This window comes from Nocardia tengchongensis (genome assembly GCF_054781395.1).
In genome coordinates, this window is record NZ_BAAGUM010000006.1 from 1052408 (window position 1) to 1074712 (window position 22305).

At 68.0% G+C, this 22305-nt stretch carries 18 protein-coding genes and 1 pseudogene; 12 read left to right on the forward strand and 7 right to left on the reverse strand.

Going from position 1 to position 22305, the window contains the following annotated elements:
* Positions 1–28: 28 nt before the first annotated feature.
* Positions 29–1219: a lipase family protein gene (locus ACYVKL_RS15950; protein WP_379164002.1), complete on the reverse strand. Its 1191-nt coding sequence runs from the start codon at positions 1217–1219 to the stop codon at positions 29–31.
* A 190-nt stretch (positions 1220–1409) separates the two neighbouring features.
* Here ACYVKL_RS15950 and ACYVKL_RS15955 point away from each other — a divergent pair, with 190 nt between their 5' ends.
* Positions 1410–2915 carry an alpha/beta fold hydrolase gene (locus ACYVKL_RS15955; protein ID WP_379164006.1) on the forward strand — a complete coding sequence of 502 codons (1506 nt, stop codon included), beginning with the start codon at positions 1410–1412 and terminating at the stop codon, positions 2913–2915.
* 24 nt (positions 2916–2939) lie between these two features.
* On the opposite strand, the gene ACYVKL_RS15960 is transcribed toward ACYVKL_RS15955, so the two are convergent.
* Complete coding sequence (locus ACYVKL_RS15960; RefSeq protein ID WP_379164009.1) at positions 2940–4097, reverse strand: alpha/beta fold hydrolase; 1158 nt, start codon at positions 4095–4097, stop codon at positions 2940–2942.
* A gap of 162 nt (positions 4098–4259) precedes the next feature.
* On the opposite strand from ACYVKL_RS15960, the gene ACYVKL_RS15965 reads away from it, so the two are divergent.
* The 3 genes and pseudogenes from ACYVKL_RS15965 to ACYVKL_RS15975 all read left to right on the forward strand — a co-directional run bounded on the left by ACYVKL_RS15965 (position 4260) and on the right by ACYVKL_RS15975 (position 8052).
* Positions 4260–5027, forward strand: coding sequence for an SDR family NAD(P)-dependent oxidoreductase (locus tag ACYVKL_RS15965; RefSeq protein ID WP_379164012.1), 768 nt, complete (start codon positions 4260–4262; stop codon positions 5025–5027).
* Between the two features lie 90 nt (positions 5028–5117).
* The gene (locus tag ACYVKL_RS15970) at positions 5118–6458 is read left to right on the forward strand and encodes a serine hydrolase domain-containing protein (protein WP_379164015.1); all 1341 of its coding nucleotides are present in this window, start codon (positions 5118–5120) and stop codon (positions 6456–6458) included.
* Positions 6437–8052 (forward strand): annotated as a pseudogene (locus ACYVKL_RS15975) (FAD-dependent monooxygenase). The gene ACYVKL_RS15970 and the pseudogene ACYVKL_RS15975 overlap by 22 nt, the downstream one beginning before the upstream one ends.
* Positions 8053–8192: 140 nt before the next feature.
* Here the strand turns inward: ACYVKL_RS15975 and ACYVKL_RS15980 are convergent.
* Both ACYVKL_RS15980 and ACYVKL_RS15985 read right to left on the reverse strand, forming a co-directional pair.
* The gene (locus tag ACYVKL_RS15980; RefSeq protein ID WP_379164018.1) at positions 8193–9320 is read right to left on the reverse strand and encodes a transglycosylase family protein; all 1128 of its coding nucleotides are present in this window, start codon (positions 9318–9320) and stop codon (positions 8193–8195) included.
* A gap of 230 nt (positions 9321–9550) precedes the next feature.
* Positions 9551–10378 carry a TatD family hydrolase gene (locus ACYVKL_RS15985; protein WP_379164021.1) on the reverse strand — a complete coding sequence of 276 codons (828 nt, stop codon included), beginning with the start codon at positions 10376–10378 and terminating at the stop codon, positions 9551–9553.
* Between the two features lie 54 nt (positions 10379–10432).
* On the opposite strand from ACYVKL_RS15985, the gene metG reads away from it, so the two are divergent.
* A complete protein-coding gene (gene metG, locus ACYVKL_RS15990; protein ID WP_213559417.1) occupies positions 10433–11992 on the forward strand; it encodes a methionine--tRNA ligase in 1560 nt (519 codons plus the stop codon).
* A gap of 212 nt (positions 11993–12204) precedes the next feature.
* Here metG and ACYVKL_RS15995 read toward each other — a convergent pair whose 3' ends face one another.
* The 3 genes from ACYVKL_RS15995 to ACYVKL_RS16005 all read right to left on the reverse strand — a co-directional run bounded on the left by ACYVKL_RS15995 (position 12205) and on the right by ACYVKL_RS16005 (position 14724).
* On the reverse strand, positions 12205–13026 hold the full coding sequence (locus tag ACYVKL_RS15995; protein ID WP_379164025.1) for a helix-turn-helix domain-containing protein: 822 nt from the start codon (positions 13024–13026) through the stop codon (positions 12205–12207).
* 23 nt (positions 13027–13049) lie between these two features.
* Entirely contained in the window at positions 13050–13856 is an 807-nt protein-coding gene (locus tag ACYVKL_RS16000) for an MmyB family transcriptional regulator (protein WP_379164028.1), read from the reverse strand.
* Between the two features lie 61 nt (positions 13857–13917).
* The gene (locus ACYVKL_RS16005; RefSeq protein WP_379164030.1) at positions 13918–14724 is read right to left on the reverse strand and encodes a helix-turn-helix domain-containing protein; all 807 of its coding nucleotides are present in this window, start codon (positions 14722–14724) and stop codon (positions 13918–13920) included.
* Between the two features lie 190 nt (positions 14725–14914).
* On the opposite strand from ACYVKL_RS16005, the gene ACYVKL_RS16010 reads away from it, so the two are divergent.
* The 7 genes from ACYVKL_RS16010 (at position 14915) to ACYVKL_RS16040 (ending at position 22214) form a co-directional block, all read left to right on the forward strand.
* Complete coding sequence (locus ACYVKL_RS16010; protein ID WP_213559413.1) at positions 14915–15592, forward strand: TetR/AcrR family transcriptional regulator; 678 nt, start codon at positions 14915–14917, stop codon at positions 15590–15592.
* Between the two features lie 331 nt (positions 15593–15923).
* A complete protein-coding gene (locus ACYVKL_RS16015) occupies positions 15924–16976 on the forward strand; it encodes a 3-oxoacyl-ACP synthase III family protein (protein ID WP_379164033.1) in 1053 nt (350 codons plus the stop codon).
* 9 nt (positions 16977–16985) lie between these two features.
* Positions 16986–17897, forward strand: a complete 912-nt coding sequence (locus tag ACYVKL_RS16020) for a hypothetical protein (RefSeq protein ID WP_379164036.1) — start codon at positions 16986–16988, stop codon at positions 17895–17897.
* Entirely contained in the window at positions 17894–19714 is a 1821-nt protein-coding gene (locus ACYVKL_RS16025; protein WP_379164039.1) for a fatty acid CoA ligase family protein, read from the forward strand. The genes ACYVKL_RS16020 and ACYVKL_RS16025 overlap by 4 nt, the downstream gene beginning before the upstream one ends.
* A complete protein-coding gene (locus ACYVKL_RS16030; protein WP_379164041.1) occupies positions 19711–19980 on the forward strand; it encodes a hypothetical protein in 270 nt (89 codons plus the stop codon). The genes ACYVKL_RS16025 and ACYVKL_RS16030 overlap by 4 nt, the downstream gene beginning before the upstream one ends.
* Complete coding sequence (locus tag ACYVKL_RS16035) at positions 19977–21017, forward strand: NAD-dependent epimerase/dehydratase family protein (RefSeq protein ID WP_379164044.1); 1041 nt, start codon at positions 19977–19979, stop codon at positions 21015–21017. Before ACYVKL_RS16030 ends, ACYVKL_RS16035 begins: the two co-directional genes overlap by 4 nt.
* 12 nt (positions 21018–21029) lie before the next feature.
* The gene (locus tag ACYVKL_RS16040) at positions 21030–22214 is read left to right on the forward strand and encodes a peptide synthetase (protein WP_379164047.1); all 1185 of its coding nucleotides are present in this window, start codon (positions 21030–21032) and stop codon (positions 22212–22214) included.
* Positions 22215–22305: the final 91 nt, after the last annotated feature.

Below are 22305 nucleotides of genomic sequence, written 5' to 3' on the forward strand. Positions count from 1 at the left end.
GCGCGGATCACTCGCACCGACACCCCGGTCAGGACACGGTCGGGGCGGCGAAGACACGGTCGGTGAAGGCGTCCATGGCCGCCCACATCTGGGGGTTGAGCTCGGTGTGACCGCCGGTCCCGACCACCGTCTCGAACCCGACACCATTCGCGGCGAGTTGCGCCGCGAGGGCGGCGTGCAGCGGCGACGGGACGGTAATGTCCGTGGCGTTGAGCAGCAACAGGATCGGCGCGTCGTAGCCGCGGGTTGCCACGGTCATGTAGTCGCGCAGCACGGCGGGGAAGGGCCCCTCCGAGAGCGGCCGGGACAGCACGGACCCGGGCGCGATACCCGCCATGCGATCGGTGAGCTCACCGAGGCAGTCATATTGGACGCTGTCGAGCAGTTGCCGCCCGAAGTCGGTGAGATAGCTGTCGACCTGCGCGTCCGGCCGGGCCGCGCGCATCCCGATCATGATCGACACGAAGAAGGCGTCGACATCCTGTCCCGCCTGCCCCGGCAGGGCCGGTACCCAGGGACCGGCGATCGGCAGCACCTTCTCCACATCGGAGGCGGGGTCGATGGCGATGGTGCCGCGGAAGTCCAGCTCGGGCGCGGTCCGCACCTGATAGCTCGAACTGCCCAGTGCCGCATGCCCGCCCTGCGAGGCGCCGCTCACCGCCCAGGTCCGCGACAGTTCGGGCCGGGCCGCCCGGGCGGCCTTGACCAGGTCGATGGTGGCGCCCGCCTCGGTGCTCAGTTCCAGGTACGGGTGCGGGCCGGTGTCGAAGACGCCGAGCCCCAGGTAGTCGGGTGCGACGACCGCGTAGCCCTTGGCGAGGAAGAAGCGCATGATCGCGTCCTCCTCGCGGCGGCGGTAGGGCCGCACCTCGCGTTCCGGGTCGGCCTGGCAGCCGCAGCGCGGACCCAGGCCGGTGGTGCCGTGATCCCACGCCATGATCGGCCAGCCCCCGGCGGGCGGCTGCCCGGCGGGCACGAACAGCGCGCCGCTGGCCCGCACCGGTTCGCCGGTGGATCGGGTGGTCCAGTATTCGACCGCGGCCCCGCCCCACAGCTGGTGCCAGCCGTCGGGCTGCGCGGTGGCGGTGATGAGACTGCCCGCGGCCCAGTCGCTTCCGTCCGGCGTCGCGGTGGCGGGGTGCGGCTGGACGACCGGCGCGCTCAGCAGACCGCCGAGGGCCAGCGCGGTGACGGCGAGGGTTCGAGCAAACGCGCGCATGGATCCTCCGGAGAAGGGGCGGCGAGCTGGATCGCCGCAGTCTATCCACCGGGTTCGCCAAACATTTGCCTGTTCATCCGTACGGCGTGGCGGCTGCGCGCGTCGGACCAAAAACGCCCTGTCTCACGGCTTTTCAGCCCACCCCCGGGTAGCGTCGCCACCCGGCAACCACGACCTTGGAGGAGAGTTGATGCCCGCTCGGCGGATTCGACGGTTCGTTCTGGGCGCGACGCTGGTGACCGCGGCCGCGACCCTGCCCGCGGGCCCGGTGCACGCGGAATCCCCGGTGCCGGACCGGTTCACTCATCAGACGCCGAACTGGCAGTCGTGCAATGACAAGGTCCTGGACAAGGCGGGCGCGCAGTGCGCGAGCGTGGTCGTCCCGCTCGACTACGCCAACCCCGGCGGCCGCACCCTGACCCTGGGCATCTCCCGCGTCACTGCCACCGATCCGGAGCGCCGCCGCGGCATCCTGCTGACCAATCCGGGCGGTCCGGGCGGCCAGGGCCTGCGCATGCCGGCCAACTACCTGACGAACCTGTCCCCCGACGTGCGCGCCCAGTACGACATCATCGGCATGGACCCGCGCGGAATCGGCCGCTCCGACAAGGTCAATTGCACGATTCCGGTGCCCACCATCCTGTTCTCGGCCGGCTTCGACCTGCTCGGCTTCGCCCGCGACAGCACGGTCGCCGCCGGACTGGCGAGCGCGTGCGTGGCCACCGACCCGGAGAAGCTCCGGTACATCACCACCCGCAACACGGCCCGCGACATGGACGTCATCCGGAGCGTGCTGGGCGAGCAGAAGATCAACTTCTTCGGCGCCTCCTACGGCACCTACCTGGGCGCGGTCTACACGCAGCTGTTCGGCGACCGCGTCGACCGCATGGTCCTCGACTCCCCCATCGACCCGGACCGCTACTACATCGGCCTCTATCAGGACATGGGCCCGATCAACGAGTGGGCCCTCGACGACTGGGCGACCTGGGCGGCCCGCCACGACGACCTCTACCACTTCGGCACCACCCCCGAGCAGGTGCGCGCCTGGGTCGAGGACCTGATCCGCCGGTCCGCCGGCCACGAGATCTACGGCAGCGGGTTCCTCGTCGACGAGCACACCATCCCGATGATTCTGGTTGCGCTGCTGCCGAATCCGCAGTTCAACCCGAATCTCGCCGAGATCCTCACCATGGTGGCCAGCGGCGTCGCGGGCGGTCCGATCGACATGGACGCCCTGCAGTCCCGGATTTTCTCGGTGGTGCCGCTGGACGCCTCCGCCATGGCCGCCATCATGTGCGGCGACAAGGCGGCGCCGCGCGATCCCGCCTGGTACTACAAGAATGTCGAGGCCACCCGCGCCAGCCAGCCGGTGTTCGGGGCCTTCGCCAACAACATCACCGCCTGCGCCTTCTGGCCGGACCCGGTGGAGGCGCCCACCGAGATCGGCAACGACACCCCGGTGCTGATGCTGGCCAATGTCCACGACACCCGCACCGCCTACGCGGAAGGCCTTGCGCTGCACGCGAAGATGCCGCAGTCACGTCTGGTCACGTTGGCGGACACCAGGATTCACGCGTCATTCCGCGACGATCTGAGCCCGTGCGTGAACGACACCGTGAACACCTATCTGGCCACCGGCGTGCGCCCGGCCGCGGACCTGACCTGCGAGCCCGACTTCAACTGGTTCCCGAAGTAGGCGGTCCGGGCCGGGCGAACCGGCTCAGGGCAGGGTGGGCGTGGCCAGGATGCGATCGGTGAACGCGCCGATCGCGTCCCACATGGCCGGGTTCAGCTGAGTGTGGGTGCCGGTGCCGACCACGGTCTGGAAGTCGACCCGGTTGGCGGCGAACTGGGCGGCCAGCGCGGCGTGCAGCGGGGACGGCACGGTGGTGTCGGTGGCGTTGACCAGCAACAGGATCGGCGCGTCGTAGCCGTTGACGGGCACGGTCATGTACTCGTTCATGGCGGTCTGGAAGGCCGGATCGTTGAGCGGCCGCGACAGCATGTCGCCGATGCCCATGCCCTCGACCTGCTTCATGATGTCGACGAAGCACAGGCTCTGCGACTCGTCGAGGGCCTGGCGGCCGCGCGGGGTGAGGAAGCTGTCGATGTTCGCCTCCGGGTGGGTGGCGCGCATCCCGGCCAGCATGCTGACCACGAAGCCGTTGACCGCGGTCCCGGCCTGGCCCGGAATCTCGGGCACCCAGGGGCCGACGAACGGGGTGATCTTCTCCAGATCCGATTCCGGGTCGACGGTGATGGTGCCGCGGAAGTCGAGATCCGGTGCGGCGGAAGCCTGCAGGTGCGCGGTGCCCAGCGCCGCCTGACCGCCCTGCGAGAAGCCGGTGACCGCCCAGGTGCGCGACAGCGACGGCGTGGCGGCGCGCGCGGCCTTCAGCAGGTCGATGGTCGAGCCCGCCTCGGTGCTGATCTCCAGGTACGGGTGCGGGCCGGTGTCGAAGCGGCCCAGGCCGAGGTAGTCGGGGGCGACCACGGCGAAGCCCTTGTTCACCAGGTACTGCAGGAAACGCTCTTCGGTGGGGCGGAAGATGTGGCCGGTGTCGGTCTGGCCGCCGCAGCCCGGTCCCATTCCGGAGGTGCCGTGGTCGTAGGCCATGACCGGCCAGCCGCCTTCGGGCGCGGGGCCGGGCGGGACGAACAGGGCGCCGCTGGCCTGGACCGGTTCACCGTTGGAGCGGGTGGTCCAGTAGTCGATGATGGTGCCGTTCGACAGGCCGCGGAAGCCGTCGGACGCGGGGGTGGTGGCGAAAGCCGTGCCCGGGTCGGCGTGTGCCGGTCCGCCCGGAATCACCAGCAGGGCACCGGCTGCCGCCAGGGCCGCCGTGCACGCGCGAGTACGCCAACCAACCGAACGCATGAATCCTCCGTCAAGTCCCGACCCAATTACCGATCACATACGGGCAGAGAGTTTATCTACTGGACTGTCGTTCAAATGTGAGAACTCTCTGGCAGACAGCCGACTCGCCATTCGAAAACGCCGGCCATTGACGCGCCTTGAAACTTGTTCTAATTTCTCGCCATGTCGAGCAGATACGAAGGCCGTCGAGTCATTGTCACCGGAGCGGGATCGGGCATCGGCCAGGGCGTGGCCCTGCGCTTGCTCTCCGAGGGCGCACAGCTGGTCGCCGCCGATGTGAACGCGGCCGGACTGGCCGCCACCGTCGACGCCGTCCCCGCCGCGCAGCGTGAGCGCCTGCGCACCCTCACCCTGGATATCTCGGACCCGGAATCGGTCGGCGCCGTCACCGCCGAAGCCCTCGAATTCCTCGGCGGCCTGGACGTTCTCGTCAATGCCGCGGGCATTCTGCGGGCCGCCCACACCCATGAAATGCCGCTCGAGGACTGGAACAAGGTCATCTCGGTCAACCTGACCGGCACCTTCCTGATGATCCAGTCGGCCCTGCCCGCGTTGATCGAATCCGGGCACGGCGTGATCGTGAACTTCTCCTCCACCTCGGCGTTCGGCTCCAACCCGTACATGGCCGCGTACTCGGCGTCGAAGGCCGGCGTGAACGCGCTGACCCACTCCATCGCGCTGGAATACGTGAAGAAGGGCCTGCGCGCGGTCAATATCGTGCCCGGCGGCATCAGCACCGGCATCACCTCGGGCCTGGCGCTGCCGCCCGACGCGGACTGGACACTGATGGCCCGGCTGCCCGGCTGGATCGAGGGCGGCGCGCTGGGCAAGCCGGAGGACATCGCGGGCGTGGTCGCGATGGCCGCCTCCGACGACGGCCGCTACATGACCGGCACCGAGCTCCGCGTCGACGGCGGCGCGCTGATGTAGCCGTCGGCGATTTTCAATCGGGACCAGTCGGTACGGAGTTAGGCTGGCAAGCACTTCATAACCACGATCAGCGGACCCGGACGGAGAGTCATGGGAAACCGGCGGAGTTTCGGAGTGCTTGTCGCGACCGTGGGGTTGGTGGTCGCGGCGGGATGCGAGTCCTCGAAGGACTCGAGCGGGTCGAAAGAATCATCGAGCAGATCCCCGGACTCGAACGGATCCACGGAACCGGCGTACGCCGCGACGCTGCGTCCCATCATCACGAAGTTGATGAAGGACAACGTGATTCCGGGCGCGGTCGTGATGATCACCTCGCCCAAGGAAGGAAACTGGAAGGCCGCCTTCGGGACCGGCACCCTGGGCAAGGACGATCCGATAAAGGTCGACGACCACTTCCGGATCGGCAGCAATACCAAGACCATGACGGTCACCGTGCTGATGCAGCTCGCCCAGGAGGGCAAGCTCTCGCTCGACGACCCGATCGACAAACACTGGCCCGGCGTACCGAACGGCGACCGGATCACCCTGGCCCAGCTCGCCGAAATGCGCAGCGGCCTCTACAGCTACACCTTCGACTACGACTTCAGCGCCGCGGTCGACAAGGACCCGAAGAAGGTGTGGAAGCCCGAAGAGCTGCTGGCCATCGCGTTCGCGCACCCGATCCAATTCCAGCCGGGCGAGAAGTTCGAGTACTGCAACACCAACACCATCCTGCTCGGTCTGGTCATCGAGAAGGTCACGAAAATGCCCGTGGCCGAGGCCTTCCGGCAACGCATCTTCGAACCGCTCGGACTGAAGAACACGTCGTTCCCGGCGGTGACCGACTCCTCGATCCCCGATCCGCATCCGCAGGGCTACACCTTCGGCACCATGGTCTCCACCATCAACACCTACGAACTGCCGCCGGATCAGCAGGCCGCGGCGCTGGCGGGCACCCTGCAACCGACCGACTCGACCACCTCGAGCCCGTCCTGGGCCTGGACCGCGGGCGCCGCGATCTCGACGGTCGACGACATGACCACGTTCACCAAGGCCCTCGTCGAAGGCAAACTGCTCGACGCCAAGTTCCAGAAGCTGCGGATGGACAGCATCCAGCCGATCGATCCGGCCAATCCGGCGGTGGCCGGTTACGGCCTGGGCCTGGTGCGATTCGGTGAGCATCAGTTCGGGCACGACGGCCAGCTGCCGGGCTTCATGACCTATATGGCGTCCGACCCGGACTCCGGGCTCACCATCGTGGTCGCCACCAATCTGGCGGCGGTCCCCTCCGGCGAAGGATCGGCCCTGGTCCTGGTCAAGAACATGCTGCCGGTGTTCTACGGCGCCAATGCCGTGCCCGGAAACGATCCGGCGCAACGCAATTCGGGCACCGAAACCACCACACCCGCCTCGCCGACCGAGTCGACGCCGTGGACCACGACACCGCGGTAATCGTCGCCGGCGCCGGACCCGTCGGCCTGACCGCGGCCATCGAACTGTGCCGCCGGGGTGTGCCGTGCCGGATCCTCGATCCGCTGCTCGAACCGCCGCCCTACGCGAAGGCCGTCGGCATCCAGCCGCGCGCGCTCGAGGTGTTCGAGCAGATGGGGGTACTGCGCCAAATCCTGGACGCCGCAATCCCTTTGCGCGGACAGCTGGGCTACGTCAACGGCCGGCCGGCCGCCACGATGCAGCTGACGCTCCCACCGGACGTGCCGTTCGGATTCGTCGGCCTGCCCCAGTACGAGACCGAGCGGATCCTGCGGGACCGCCTCACCACGCTGGGCGGCGTCATCGAACGCGGTACGCGGGTAACGGGTTTCGAGCAGGACCCCGACGGGGTCACCGTGCTGCTGGAGAACGGCGCCGGGGCACGACCGCGCGCGTGCGCTATCTGGTCGGCTGCGACGGCGCGCACAGCACGGTGCGCAAGACACTGGGCCTGTCGTTCGAAGGGGCCGCGTTCGCCGAGCAGTACATGCTCGGCGATGTGGAACTCGGGTGGTCGATGCCGCGCGGGTACAACATTCGCGCGAGTCGTCACGTCGACGGCGTCGTCGACGACGTGCTGGTCTGCATCCCGCTGCCCGGCCTGCACCGGTACCGCATCTCCATGCTGCTGCCCGACGGCCACGCGCCCGACCCGACGGTCGATGGCGTCGAGCACGGCTTCAGCACCGGCTGGACGCCCGAGCTATCGGATCTGCAGGCCGTCGTCGACCGGCTCGCCCCCGAACCGGCGCAGGTGTCGCACCTGCGCTGGTCCTCGGTGTTCCGGATCAGCCATCGGATCGTCGACTCCTACAGTCGCGGAAGGGTTTTCGTGGCGGGCGACGCCGCCCACATCCACCCGCCGACCGGTGCGCAGGGCATGAACACCGGCATCCAGGACGCCCACAACCTGGCCTGGAAACTGGCGCTGGCCTGCGCCGGCGACGCCGCGCCCGGACTGCTCGACTCCTATGACGCCGAACGCCGCCCTGTCGGCGAGGAGGTAGTCGGCCGCACGGTGCGCAGCGCCCGCGAAGGCATCGGGGCGGATTCCACCGACCCCGACTACGTCCTGCGCCGGGAGGCCCAGCTGCTCATCGACTACGCGGGCAGTCCGATCGTGGCGGCGGCCCCGGCCGGCGAGCCCGCCCCGCGGTCCGGCGCCCGCGCCCCCGACGCCCGCGGGCTGACCCGCGACGCGGTCGCGTTCGAATTCCGGCTGCTCCCACTGCTGGACGGGATCGACCACACGCTGCTGCTGTACGCGGGCGACGCCACCACCGAATCCGATCTGCGCGAACTGGAACAGTTGGCCACCACCGCGATCGAGGCCGCGCACTGCCGGCTGAACATCTATCTGATCGCCACCCCACAAGCCGCGGCGGACGTGACCACCCTCCCGGTGATCCGCGACAGCGCAGGCGAATTCGCGCGCGCCTACCGCGCGGACCATCGGTCGGTGTTCGTGGTTCGGCCCGACGGCTACCTGGGCTTCGCCCGGCGGGCGGCCGCCACCGAGGACCTGATCGGCTACCTCGAAGCCACTTTCCGCTGACCCGCCACGCATATCGCGCATCGATTCCTGATAACAGCCTGCCATGTAGGACCGACATCCCGGTGACAGCTCATTGTCCACGCTCGCCGGACAGCCGTTCCACCGATCGATGTGGCGTCCGGGCCGATGAGGGGTCCGGACTAGCCGATGCCGAGCCGGGAGGTGCAGGCGGGCCAGGCGCCCCAGCCCTGCCGGGCGCGCGTCACTTCGGCGATGGCGATCTGTTCCTCGCGCGTCGCCAGGTCGGCGCGGGGCGCGTAGCGAGTACCGCCCTGACGTTCCCACGTGCCCTGGTCGAACTGGATGCCGCCGTAGTAGCCGTTGCCGGTGTTGATCGCCCAGTTGCCGTTGGATTCGCAGCCGGCCAGGGCGTCCCAGGTGTGGCCGTCGCGGACCTCCGGGACCTCGGTGCCGGGCTTGGCGCCGCGGCGCACGGTCTTGGGCTGAGCGGGGACGATCACGGTGGATTTGATCGGATCCTTGGCCGCCTCTTGGCCGTTCACGATGGAGACCGCGAAAGTCACGTCCTGCGTGCCGGGTACGCCCGGGTTCTCGACGATCGTGCGGCTCATATTGAGCGTCACGTCGTCGATGGTGTTCTCCGGCGGATCCAGCGGCACCCGCTCGGTGCGGTTCTGCACGATCTTGCGGGTGACGGTGATCTTCATGCCCTCGGTCAGCGGGGTGTTCGGGGCCGGGACCACGAAGTCCTGATTGACCAGGGGCCGGCCCTGCACCTCGAGCAGCTGACCGACGGTCGGCGCGGCCAGCCGGACCAGGGAGGCGGGCACGCCGTTGTCGCTCAACTCGACCGTGTGCGGGTTGGTGATGAGCAGTTGCGCGCCCTCGAGCGGCAGCGGGGTCGGGCGGGCGGGCGAGGTGTAGACGTCGCCGGGCAGGTTCAGTTTGACGACGGCCTCGGCCACGGTGAGCGCGGTGGTCCACGCCTTGGACGGGGTGCCGTCGACGATCAGCGACACCTCGCGGGCGCGGTTGAGCGTGATGGTGGCGCCGTCGCCGATATGCGAGCCGGCCGACGGGGATACGTCGTCGCGGCCGGTGATGCCGTAGCCGGCGTCGGCGAGCGCGCCGCGCACATCACCGCGCATGGTGGATTCGACGAAGTTCTTGCCGTCGACGACGAATGTCACCTGCTTCTTGCTCATGATGGCGACACCGGCGCCGACGATGAGCGTGACGAGCATCGCCGCGATGGCCCCGTACAACATCGGGGAACGCGACGAGTTGATCTTCGCCAAAGCGTGCATCGGAAATCCCGGCATGGTCACAATACGATAACGAGGGGGTCAGGGAATCACAACCACTCGCGGCGGAACTGCGGGAACGACGGTGACGACCCGATATCGGACCGCAGGTGGATCACGATCGCGGCAGATCATAGTGAGCCGAACCACATCGATTCAACTCGTGCCGTACGCAACGCAGGAATGGTGCGAACACGAAAAAAGGTGCGGCGACCGCGTTTCCGCGGCCGCGCTCAGATTCCGTAAACCCGCCGCGCGTTCGCCGTGGTGATCTTGGCCAGCTGCACCGGATCCTGTTCCCGCAGTTCCGCCAGCGCGCGCAGCGTGTACGGCAGCATGTACGACTCGTTCGGCGCACCCCGGAACGGGTGCGGGGTGAGGAACGGCGCGTCGGTCTCCACCAGAATCAGTTCGTCCGGAACGAGTCTCGCGGCCTCACGCAATTCGTGCGCGTTCTTGAAACTGACGGTGCCCGAGAAACTCAGCACGAAGCCCTCTTCCACGCAGGCCATCGCCATGTTCGCGTCCGAGGAGAAGCAGTGGAAGATCACCTCGTCCGGGGCGCCCTCGTCGATCAGCACCGCGAGCAGGTCGTGGTCGGCCTCGCGGTTGTGGATCATCAGCGGCTTGCCCAGCCGCTTGGCCAGGTCGATGTGCCAGCGGAAACCCTCGACCTGTTCCTCGATGCCGGCGCAGCCCTCGAGCTTGCCCGGCCAGTAGTAGTCCAGACCGGTCTCCCCCACCGCGACCACGCGCGGATCCGCGGCCAGCCGCTCGAGCTCGGCCTTGGCGGCGTCGTCGAGGTGGTTGGCGCGGGTCGGATGCAGCGCGACCGCCGCGTACACGCGGTCGTCCCAGTTGGCGGCCTGGACCGCGAAACGGGCGGCCTCCAGATCGTCGGCGACCGTCACCAACTCCCGTACGCCCACCGCTCGGGCCCGGTCCACCAGCGCCGCAACCGATTCCGGATCGGTCGCCCCGCAGGCGTCGATGTGGGTGTGCGCGTCGATCAGCGGCGACAGCGGCTCGGGCGGCTCGGGCGCAGGTCGGCGGCTACTCATGGACGGGGATATTCACGCGAGCGACGAAGGACACGCAGATAGAGTAGACACACCATGAGCGCATCCGATCGCCCCGCCTTTTACGTCACCACGGCCATCGCGTACCCGAACGGCGCACCGCACATCGGGCACGCCTACGAGTACATCTCCTCCGATGCCCTGGCCCGCTTCAAACGGCTGGACGGCTTCGATGTGTTCTACATGACCGGCACCGACGAGCACGGCCAGAAGGTGCAGCAGGCCGCCAAGGCCGCCGGTCTCTCCGAGCAGGAGTACGCCTCGCGCAACTCCGACGTCTTCGAGAACATGGACAAAGTGCTCGACATCTCGTTCGACCGTTTCATCCGCACCACCGACGAGGACCACCTCGCCGCGGCGGTCGCGCTGTGGGAGCGGATGGTCGAGGCCGGGGACATCTACCTCGACACCTACGGCGGCTGGTACTCGGTCCGCGACGAGGCGTTCTACACCGAGGAGGAGACCACCGTCCTCGAGGACGGGACCCGCATCTCCACCGACACCAAGACCCCGGTGGAGTGGACCGAGGAGTCGAACTACTTCTTCCGCCTGGCCAAATACCAGGACAAGCTGCTCGAGCTGTACGAGACCCAGCCGGAATTCATCGCGCCCGCGACCCGCCGCAACGAGATCGTCTCCTACGTGAAGTCCGGGCTGAAGGATCTGTCCATCTCCCGCACCACCTTCGACTGGGGCGTCCCGGTGCCCGGCCACCCCGATCACGTCATGTACGTGTGGGTGGACGCGCTCACCAACTACCTGACCGGTGCGGGCTTCCCCGACACCTCGTCCGCGTCGTTCCAGCGCTTCTGGCCCGCGGACCTGCACATCATCGGCAAGGACATCTCGAAGTTCCACACCGTGTACTGGCCCGCGTTCCTGATGAGCGCCGGAATCGAGCTCCCCAAGCGAGTTTTCGTGCACGGCTTCGTCACCTACAAGGGCGAGAAGATGTCCAAGTCGGTCGGCAATGTGGTCGATCCGATGGAGCTGGTGGAGACCTACGGCCTGGACTCCGTCCGATTCTTCCTGCTGCGGGAGATCTCCTACGGCCAGGACGGCTCCTACAGCGAGGAGGCGATCGTCGGTCGCATCAACTCCGACCTGGCCAACGAGTACGGCAACCTGGCCCAGCGCTGCCTGAAGATGGTGGGCCGCGACTTCGCCGGCGTGGTGCCCACCCCGGGCGACTTCACCGAGGACGACAAGGCCCTGCTGGACCGGGCGAACGGCCTGCTGGAGAAGGTGCGCGGCGAATTCGACCAGCAGCAGATCCATCTCGGCCTGGAACAGCTGTGGCTCACCCTCGGCGAGACCAACCGCTACTTCTCCGCCCAGGCCCCGTGGACGCTGGCCAAGTCGGGCACCCCCGAGGACGTGGCCCGCGAGGCGACCGTCCTCTACGTGACCATGGAAGTGCTGCGCGTGGTGTCCATCCTGGTACAGCCGGTCATCCCGGCCTCCGCGGGCAAGATCCTCGACCTGCTCGGCGTCACCGACCGCGCCTTCACCGACATCGCCACCCCGCTCGTCCCGGGCACGGCCCTGCCGGAGCCGGAAGTGGTCTTCCCGAAGTACGTGACCCCCAAGCAGTAGCGAGATCCGGTGCCGCCCGCCCCCCTTCGGCGGGCGGTCACCGAGTCGTCACACCCGTTCCACCACGGGTGGAGATTCCCCTCCGAACTCCACCGGCACTGGACGGGAATGCCGCGCTAAACGCAAAACTGCCCGATCCGAAGCACGGGCATCGGACCGGGCAGCAGCAGTTTGATCTCGCCGATCAAGCATCCGACCCGTGGCGCCAACGGTCAACCCGCGGAGGTGGCACGAATTGGGGCACTCACGCTCGGGGTCGGGTCGGCGCGGGGCGTGAGCACGAACAACTGGTAGGGGCAGTTGTCGGGATGCCAGGCGTTGTAGGAGCGCATGGTCAACGCCAGCTGCCCGCCGGTCTCGGGGTCGCGGACCAGCACCAGCGAATCGTTGAACTCGTCCTCGCTGAGATCGGTGGTCCAGAAGCGCTCGAATTCCGGATTCACCCGACACGTTTCGATGATCTGCGCGAGCCGCTCCGGATTCACCGTGCCGGGCGCGTTCACCCGCAGGATGAACAGCAGCCGATGCACGATCAGCTCCCAGTTGATCAGCACCTCCCTCGCGATGGGCTCGGTCATCATCTGCTCGATGACATTCGCCGGCCGCTCCGCATCGGCATGGGTGGGCAGCAGCCACGGAAAAGCTTCCCGCGCGGCCTGATTCGCCGCGAGAATCTCGTACTCCGGCGTCCGGTGATAGAACGCCGGAAACGGCAACGCCTCCAGATGCTCGATATCCTCGGCCCGCAACGCCGGCGGCCACACCCCGGCCTCGACCGCCGACGCCATCGGCAGGGCCAGCGAAGCCATCTTGCGCAACAGCCACGGCGGCGCGTCCATGGCCCGCGACCAGTCCGCCAGCCGATCCGGCGTCATGGCGCGCTCACCATTCTCGAGCTTGCGATACAACGACAGGCTCACGAACATGCGCCGCGCGACATCGTCCTGGGTCAGACCCAGATGCTCACGCCGGTAACGCATGAACATTCCGAGCATGGGTTGTTCCGGGACGGGCCCGATCTCACCGAAAACCAACAGTCCACCTCCTCTGGTCGGGGTCAATCGATTGCGAACGGGTCGACGCTGGGGGTACCGGGGTCGCGGGGCGTGAGTATGAAGAGCTGGTAATCGCAATTCTGCGGGAGGGAAGCATTGTAGGAGCGCATGGTGAGGCTGATGATCTCGCCGGTTTCCGGATTGCGGACCTGGACCAGAGAGTCGTTGAACAGCTCCTCGTCCATCGGCGTGTTCCACATGCGCTCGAATTCCGGATTCACACTGCAGGTCTCGATGATCTGCGCGAGCCGCTCGGGGGCGATGATCCCGGGTGTGATGACGCGCAGCCCGTACACGAGCCGATGCACGATGGTCTCCCAGTTGACCAGCAGCTCGCGCAGCTCGGGCACCGTCAGCATCTGCTCGATGACGTTCACGGGACGTTCGGCGTCGGGGTTCGCGGGCGCCAGCCACGGAAACGCCCCGGTCGCCGCCGGATTGGCCGCGAGCACATCGTATTCCGGAAAGCGGTGGAAGTACGCCGGGAACGGCAGCGCGTACAGATGGTCGAGGTCCTCCTGTCGCAGCGCGGGCGGCCAGGCCCCGCGAGCCAGCGTCATGATCCTCGGCACGGCCAGCGTGACCATCTTCTCGACCATCCAGCGCGGAACCTCGGTGGCCACACACCAGTCCGCGAGCCGCTCCGGAGACAGCGCGCGGTCGCCGTTCTCCAGCTTCCGATAGAGGGAGACGCTGATGAACATGCGCCGCGCGATCTCGTCCTGAGTGATGCCCAGCGTCTCACGCCGATATCGCAAGTACATCGCGACCAACGACTGTTCGGGATGCGGGTGGGGCCCGTCGATCACCACGATCCACCTCCGAATTCATTGCGTCCGAAAATCCAGCCGATCGGACGGCCAGCGAGCGTCATGCGCGCGCGAAAGGATCGACGGTGCGGGTGCCGGGCGCCCGCGGTGTGAGCATGAACAGCTGGTAGGCGCATTCCTGGGGGTGATACGGGTTATAGGCGCGCATGGTCAGGGCCACAGGTTCGGCGGATTCCGGGTTGCGGACCAGCATGAGCGAATCGTTGTACAGGTCCTCGTCCATCGAGGTGTTCCACATGCGCTCGAATTCCGGATTCACACTGCAGGTCTCGATGATCTGCGCGAGCCGCTCGGGGGCGACGACGCCCGGCGAGAAGACTCGCAGGCTGTACACCAGCCTGTGGACGATGGTGTTCCAGTTGACCAGCAGTTCGCGGGCCTCGGGCACGGTCATCATCTGTTCGATGACGTTCACCGGGCGCTCTGTATTCGGGGCGGCCGGGGCCAGCCAGGGAAACATGCCGTTCGCCACCGGATTGGCCGCCAGCACCTCGTATTCGGGGAAGCGGTGGTAATAGGCTGGAAAGGGAAGCGCATTCAGATGCTCGATGTCCTCCCGGCGCAGCATCGGGGGCCAGACTCCGCGCGTCACGGTCGAGATTTTCGGCATCGTGAGCGAGACCATTTTCTCGAGCATCCAGCTCGGCGCGTCGACGGCCGCGCACCAGTCCTCGAGTCGCTCGGCGGTCATCGCACGCTCCCCGCTCTCGAGTTTGCGGTAGAGCGAAACGCTGACGAACATGCGCCGTGCGGTGTCCTCCTGTGTCAGGCCGAGCGTCTCACGTCGATGCCGCATGTACATCCCGAGCAAGGGTTGTCCGGGAATCCCGTCGAATGCTTCGAGCACCTGTCTGCCTATCTTCCTCAATCCTCGGCCAGGATACGGTCCACCGCAGGTCACAGTGACATGGGTACCGGCGGAGAGGTTGTGGGCGGGGGAATTGATGGCACGTGACATCAATCCCGGGACGGGGGGTTGTCGGCTATCCGTCGATAATAAGGATTCTGAAGTGGATGCTGTTCAGTAGGGAGTGTGGATGCGCGACCGGTTTGTCCCGAACGCTGGATTGACGCGCACGCATTTCGATCAGCGACATCGGGCGGCGCGGGATGCGGTGCTGACATCGCAGCGGGGGCGACTGATCGAGGCGATGGTGGAATGCGTTGAGGCCAAGGGGTATCACGCGATCACGTTGACCGATATCGTGGCGCGGGCGCGGGTTTCGCGGAGCACGTTCTACGAGCATTTCACCAACAAGGAACAGTGCTTCATCGAGGCGGTGCGGACCGCCTCGGACATCATGGCCACCCGGATAGTGGATGAGCTCGGGCAGTTGCCGATCGACGCGGGCGCGCACGAACGGATCGAGTCCATCGTGGTGACGTTCTGCGAAACCGTGGCGTCCGAGCCGGATTTCGCGCGGCTCATGCTGGTCGAGGCGTTCAAGGTGGATCAGGAGTCGGTGGCGCTGCGGGATCTGTCGGTGGATCGGTTCGCGGATCTGTACCGGGCCTTCTACGCCGAGGCGCGGGTGACCGATCCGAGCCTGCCGGTGATCGCCGACGAGCTGTTCGCGCTGATCCCGGACGCGATCGGGGAACGCACGCGGCGGGTCATCGTCGCCGACGGGGCGCATCGGGTGCCCGAATTGGCGCCGCTGTTCGTGGAATTCGTGAACGCGGTATTAGGGCTGCCCGCACGTTCCGACGCGTGAACTCACTCACAGCGAGGGCCCCGTCCTGCCATATCCAGGCCATGCCGAAGGCGCATGACCGAGGATAGCCGGATGTTCACTTGCATTGCCGGAGAAGGTCAAACCCCCATTTCAGTGCAACCTTGGCGGGGCTGGCTGCGCGAGGGCTTTTTCTGTCACTGTTCGTAACAGTAAGCGACTGTTCACCTCTCGCCTCGGACGGTTACACGGAACGCGACAGTTCCCCAAGCCAGTTACCGTCGGGTAGCCTCAGCGCATCCGAGCTTGACGATCACAGTCGATCACCTTCCCCCCCAATGCTTTTCAGCCTCCCCAGTTTCAGGAGTCCCCTGTGCCGCAATCTCGATTCGAAGCAATCGGCGCCTATCTACCCGAGAACCGGGTCACCACAGCAGAACTCGTCGCGCGATTGAAGGAGGCTCCCGAATTCGATCTCGAACGAATCACGGGAGTCAAGGAACGACGATTCCGCGATACCCGCCCGGAGAGCCGCGAGGATTCCTTCGCGCTCGCCATGAAGGCCGTCGAGGACTGTCTTTCCAGGTCGTCCTATGCCGCGGGCGATCTCGACATCATCATCTCCACCTCCATCACCCGCAGCATGCACGGCACCAAGATGTACATGGAGCCGTCCTTCGCCGGGGCCATCGGCCGCGCCATCGGGGCGCGCGAGGATGTCATCGCCTTCGATCTCTCGAATGCCTGCGCGGGCATGATGAGCGGCGTCTACATTCTCGACCGGATGATTCGCAGTGGCGCGGTGAAACGCGGCATCGTGGTCAGCGGTGAGGCGATCACGCCGATCGCGGAAACCGCCGTGCACGAGATCGCCAGCAAATACGATCTGCAATTCGCGTCGCTGACCGTCGGCGATTCCGGCGCGGCCGTGGTGCTGGACGAAGCCGTCGACGACAACGACAAGATCCACTACATCGAACTCACCACCGCGTCGGAGTTCTCCCACCTCTGTCTGGGCATGCCGAGCGACAAATCCAACGGCGTCGCGCTGTACACCGACAACCGGAAGATGCACAACGAGGCCCGGTTCCTGCTGTGGACCGACACCCAGCGCAATTTCATGGAGGCGCGGGGCATCACCTTCGCCGACGAGGGCTTCGATTACATCATCCACCACCAGTTCGGCGCGGCCGCGATCCCGTTCATGAACGCCATCGCCGAACGCGAGTTCGGCCACCCCATGCCGCCGGACCTCAATGTCATCGAGAAGTACGGAAACACTTCCAGCACTTCACATTTCATCGTGCTGCACGATCAGCTGAGCCAGCAGAACCTGGCCGCCGGTTCGAAGATCCTGATGATCCCGGCGGCGTCCGGCGTCGTCGGCGGGTTCCTGTCCACCACCATCTCGTCGCTGAAGGTCTGAGGTCCTGCCATGGGTGTGCGCATCAAATCCACCGGAATCGCCCGGGACGCCGATACTTTCAGCATCGTGGAGCTCAGCGGCCGGGCCGCGCGGCGGGCCATGGAAGCCGCCGGCGTCGAGCCCGGCCGGGTCGGGGTCATGATCAACGCGGGCATCTTCCGCGACAGCAATACCGTGGAGCCGGCCGTGTCGGCGCTGATCCAGAAGGCCGCGGGCATCGGGCTCGACTACGTGAAGGAGGACCCGCGGTCCTTCTCCTTCGACCTGATGAACGCCGGCACCAGCGTGCTGAACGCGGTGCAGGTGGCGCAGGCGGTGCTGGCCACCGGTAGCGCCGAGCACGTGCTGATCGTGTCGGGTGACACCCACCCGTCGCTGACCCGCGCCGCCGCCGACGACGAATTCCCTTACGCCACCGCCGGTGCCGCGCTGCTGCTGGAGCAGACCGGTGAGCCGGAGGGCTTCGGTCAGGTCCACACCCGCGCCGCCGCGGGCACGCCGGGCCTGGAGTCGTACGTGGACGTCGAGACCATGGGCGACCGCGGCCGCGGCCTGATGACGGTCGAGCGCGAGCCGGACTACCTGGACCGCCTGCTGGCCGTCGCCGCCGACGCCGCCCGCGCCGCCTTGGCGGGCAGCGACATCGACGAGACCACCGTCGCCCTGATCGCGGCCACCCCGAGCGCCGACTTCCCGGCCCGGCTGGCCGACGAGCTCGGGCTCGCGCCGGACGCGGTGTTCACCCCGGACCTGTCCCAGGGCGACCCGCACACCGCCGCGCTGACCCTCGCGTATGACGCTGCCGCACAAGCTGATTCGCTCACCGGTTACCGCGACGTCCTGTTCGTGGCGGCGGGCGCGGGCCCCTCGGCCGCCGCGGTCGTCTACCGCCTACCCGCCACCGTCGGGGCCGCGGCGTGACGACCGCGACCTATTGGCAGGCCATCGACCGCTTCCGCGCGGTGGTGGCCGCCGATCCGGACCGTGAGGCGGTGATCTACCCCGCGGGGAAGACCGCCTCCGGCCTGCCGGACTACCGCCACCTCACCTACCGCGAGCTCGACGAGTGGTCCGACACCATCGGCCTGCACCTGACCGCGGCCGGGGTGGGCCGCGGCACCCGCACCATCGTGCTGGTGCTGCCCAGCCCGGAGCTGTACGCGATCATGCTGGGGCTGTTGAAGATCGGCGCCATTCCGGTCGTCATCGATCCGGGCATGGGTGTGCGCAAGATGCTGAACTGCCTGCGCGCCGCGAACGCCGAAGCGTTCATCGGCATCCCGCAGGCGCACGCGGCGCGGGTGCTGTTCGCCAAGTACTTCCGCAATGTGCGGGTGACGCTCACCGTCGGCCCGCGCTGGTTCTGGGGCGGACCCACGCTGCGCAGCTGGGACGCCCCCGCCACGGCGAGCCGGTTCGGCACCCGATTCCGCGCCGACGCCGCCGGTCCGGCCGCCGCGAAAGTCGCGGCGCGGCTGGAGGAACTGCTCGCCACCGTGGCCGACGCCCGCCGGCCCGCGGGCGAGCACCGCGCCCCGTTCGACGCCTTCACCCTGCGGGAGCGGGTGCCCGCGCCCGCCGACGAGGTGCTGCTCATCGCCTACACCACCGGCAGCACCGGCCCCGCCAAGGCCGTGGAGATGACGCACGGCAATCTCAGCGCCATGGTCGAACAGGTGCACGCCGCGCGGGGGCACGTGGAGCCGGGCACCTCGCTGATCACGCTGCCGCTGGTGGGCATTCTCGACATGCTGCTCGGATCCCGGTGCGTGCTGCCGCCGTTGGTGCCCAGCAAGGTCGGCTCCACCGAGCCTGCGCACGTGGTCGACGCGATCAACCGGTTCGGGGTGAAGACCATGTTCGCCTCCCCCGCCGTGCTGATCCCGCTGCTGCGGCACCTGGAGACGCACAAGACGCCGGTGCCCACGCTGCACAGCATCTTCTCCGGCGGCGCGCCCGTCCCCGATCACTGCATCGCCGGACTGCGGCGAGTGCTGGCCGAGGACGCGGAGGTGTACGCCGGATACGGCTCCACCGAGGCGCTGCCGATGTCCACCATCGAATCGCGGGAGCTGCTCGGCGGTTTGGCCGAGCGCGCCCGCCTGGGTGACGGGACCTGCGTCGGGCGGCCCGCCGAGGGCGTGAGCGCGCGGCTGGTCGCGATCACCGACGACCCGATCCCGACCTGGGCGCACGCCGAGGCCCGCTCGACCGAGCTGGCCGCCACCCGCGGCATCGGCGAACTGGTGGTGTCCGGGCCGAACGTGAGCACCCGCTACTACTGGCCGGAGTCGGCGAACACGGCGGGCAAGATCCACGACGGCGACACCGTGTGGCATCGCACCGGCGACCTGGCCTGGATCGACAGCGAGGACCGGATCTGGTTCTGCGGACGCAAGAGCCAGCGCCTGCAGACCGCCGCCGGGCCGATGTTCTCGGTGCAGGTCGAGCAGGTCTTCAACACCGTGCCCGACGTGGTGCGCACCGCGCTGGTCGGAGTGGGCCCGCGCGGCGCGCAACGCCCGGTGCTCTGTGTGGAGGCCGCGCCGGAGGCGAACACCGCCGCCCTGCTGGTCCGGCTGCGCGAGCGCGCCACCCAATTCGAGGTCACCGCACCGGTTTCCACGTTCCTGTTCCACCCGAAGTTCCCGGTCGACATCCGACACAATGCCAAGATCGGCCGCGAACAGCTCGCGATCTGGGCGGCGGAGCGGCTCGGAAAGGACGAACGACGATGAAGGTGCTCGCACTACGGGCGATTCCGGTCCTGGGCTGGCTGTACCTGGCCGTGGGCGTACTGCTGGCGGCGGGCGATCGCGCGCCGGCGAACCGGCTGCTGCGGGCGGTGTTCTGGATCGACGCGTTCCTCAGCGTCGTCGTGCACGCCGCCCAGATCCCGGCCGCCCTGCGCGCCACCACGGACACCGGGCATTCGCCGGTCAAGACCGCGGCCATGACCCAGATCTTCGGAATCACCTGGTGGAAGACACAGGAGGCGGCATGAAGGCGCTGGTTACAGGGGCGTCGGGGTTCCTGGGCGGGGCGATCGTGCGCCGCCTGGTCCGCGACGGCGACTACGAGGTGGCCATTCTGGCCCGGCCCACCAGCGACCTGCGCGACCTGGCGGAGGTGATCGACCGGGTCGAGGTCGTCACCGGCGATCTCACCGACGCGGCCTCCCTCGACCGCGCCACCAAGGGCGTGGACGTGGTGTTCCACAGCGCCGCCCGGGTGGACGATCGCGGCACCCGCGCCCAGTTCGTGGCCGAGAACGTCACGGCCACCGAGAATCTGCTGCGGGCGGCACAACGCAACGGGGCCGCGCGCTTCGTGTTCATTTCCAGCCCGAGCGCCCTGATGGACCGGGACGGCGGCGATCAGATCGACATCGACGAATCGGTGCCGTATCCGAGCCGCTACCTGAACCACTACTCCGAGACCAAGGCCGCGGCCGAACGCCTCGTCCTGGCCTCGAACACACCCGAATTCAGCACCTGCGCGCTGCGGCCGCGCGCCATCTGGGGCGCGGGCGACCGGTCCGGGCCGATCGTGCGGCTGCTGGGCCGCGCGGGCGAGGGCACGCTGCCGGATCTGTCCTACGGCCGGCAGGTGTACGCCTCGCTGTGCCACGTGGACAATATCGCCGAGGCGTGCGTGCTGGCCGCGCGCAGCGAACAGGCCGGCGGCAAGGCGTATTTCATCGCCGACGCCGAGCGGACCGACGTGTGGGGCTTCCTGGGCGAGGTGGCGGCCGGTCTCGGCTACCCGAAGCCGACCCGCCGGCCGAACCCGCGGGTGCTGGCCGCGATCGTGGCCGCCATCGAAACCGTGTGGCGCATACCGTTCGTCGCCGTCCGATGGTCGCCGCCGCTGTCGCGGTATGTGGTGGCCCTGATGACCCGCACCGCCACCTACGACACCACCGCCGCCACCAGGGATCTGGGCTACCACCCGATCGTGGACCGCGACACCGGACTGGCCGGATTCCTGACCTGGCTCGAAAGCCAGGGCGGCGCAGTCGCATTGAACGAACAGATCTAGGCAGGTAGGCACATGTTCCGCCGTCCCATCTCCCCCACCGAACTCATCTACTTCCCCATGCGGGATCTGGCTCCGCCGTTCCTGATGCAGCTGGTGGTGGAGGGCACGGGCAGCATCGACCCGGAGGCCTTGCGGCGCGCGGTCGCCACCGCCGCCGACGCGAATCCGGGCGCGCGCCTGGTCCGCGACGGCAAGCAGTGGGTGGACAGCGGGGTCGCGCCCGGTGTGCGGGTGGTGGATCACGCGCTGCAATACCCGGCGCTGGAAGCGGATCCGGTGCTCACCAGCCCGATCGGGCCGACCCCGGACGCCACGGTGGAGGTGCTGCTGCTCACCGCCGCCCCCACCACCCTGATCTTCCGGGTCTTCCACGGCGTCATGGACGGCATGGGCATGGTCATGTGGGCCACCGATGTGCTGCGCGTGCTGCGCGGCGAGGACCCGGTGGGCGCCCCCGACCCGATCGCCGACGCCGAGCTGGTGCGCCGGATCGGCGCGCCCGGCCGGCCCACCCTGATGCTGCCGCGCTTCCGTTCGGCCACTGGGCACGGCCGCCAGGATCCCGGCGAGCACCGGCACCTGTTGCGCACCCGCACGATTCACGCCACCGGTCCCGGCGCGCTCATGCGGGTGGCGGCGATGCTGGCCGACGAGGGCGGCCCGGTGTCGCGCATCATGATCCCGGTCGACATCCGCCGCCACGACCCGGAACTGCGGTCGACGGCGAACCTGGCGCTGCCGCTGTTCCTGGATGTGCGGCCGGGAATGGATTGGAAGCAGCTCAACGAGATCAAACGCGCTGGGCTGCAGGAGAACCGCGAACTCAACCAGATGGACAACGGCGGACTCAAATACCTGCCGCAGGCCGCCGGACGCGGACTGCTGCGCACGCTGAACCTGCTGGGCGCCCGCACCGGCCGGAACCTGGCCTCCGCCACCGTCTCCCACATGGGCCGCTACGACCTCGACGCGCTCGCGGTGCCCGGCTTCACCCCCACCGCGATCAAGGTGATGCCCCAGCACAGCGTGGCCATGCCGCTCCTCATGGGCATGACCGAATGCGGCGGCCGCACCGAACTCACCGTCTCCGTCCGCAACGGCCGCGGCGTGCCCGAACGCCTGGACGCCCTGCTCGATCGCATCGTCCGGACCCTGGAAACCGAACTCGCCCCCGAGAATTCGACCGCCGGTCGCTAGTCCTCCGGTTCCGTCACTCGCGCACTACAGGATCGGAGCGCTCATGACCGCCATCGATGACGCCACCGAGGCGACCGGCAATTCCACGGAG

Bases quoted from the DNA above. Each gene is read 5' to 3' on its own strand.
- ACYVKL_RS16020 (WP_379164036.1), top strand. From the start codon at position 16,986: ATGGGTGTGCGCATCAAATCCACCGGAATCGCCCGGGACGCCGATACT.
- ACYVKL_RS16035 (WP_379164044.1), top strand. From the start codon at position 19,977: ATGAAGGCGCTGGTTACAGGGGCGTCGGGGTTCCTGGGCGGGGCGATC.
- ACYVKL_RS15985 (WP_379164021.1), bottom strand. From the start codon at position 10,378: ATGAGTAGCCGCCGACCTGCGCCCGAGCCGCCCGAGCCGCTGTCGCCG.
- ACYVKL_RS15965 (WP_379164012.1), top strand. From the start codon at position 4,260: ATGTCGAGCAGATACGAAGGCCGTCGAGTCATTGTCACCGGAGCGGGA.
- ACYVKL_RS15950 (WP_379164002.1), bottom strand. From the start codon at position 1,219: ATGCGCGCGTTTGCTCGAACCCTCGCCGTCACCGCGCTGGCCCTCGGC.
- ACYVKL_RS16040 (WP_379164047.1), top strand. From the start codon at position 21,030: ATGTTCCGCCGTCCCATCTCCCCCACCGAACTCATCTACTTCCCCATG.
- ACYVKL_RS15970 (WP_379164015.1), top strand. From the start codon at position 5,118: ATGGGAAACCGGCGGAGTTTCGGAGTGCTTGTCGCGACCGTGGGGTTG.
- metG (WP_213559417.1), top strand. From the start codon at position 10,433: ATGAGCGCATCCGATCGCCCCGCCTTTTACGTCACCACGGCCATCGCG.
- ACYVKL_RS15960 (WP_379164009.1), bottom strand. From the start codon at position 4,097: ATGCGTTCGGTTGGTTGGCGTACTCGCGCGTGCACGGCGGCCCTGGCG.
- ACYVKL_RS15980 (WP_379164018.1), bottom strand. From the start codon at position 9,320: ATGCACGCTTTGGCGAAGATCAACTCGTCGCGTTCCCCGATGTTGTAC.
- ACYVKL_RS15955 (WP_379164006.1), top strand. From the start codon at position 1,410: ATGCCCGCTCGGCGGATTCGACGGTTCGTTCTGGGCGCGACGCTGGTG.
- ACYVKL_RS16010 (WP_213559413.1), top strand. From the start codon at position 14,915: ATGCGCGACCGGTTTGTCCCGAACGCTGGATTGACGCGCACGCATTTC.
- ACYVKL_RS16030 (WP_379164041.1), top strand. From the start codon at position 19,711: ATGAAGGTGCTCGCACTACGGGCGATTCCGGTCCTGGGCTGGCTGTAC.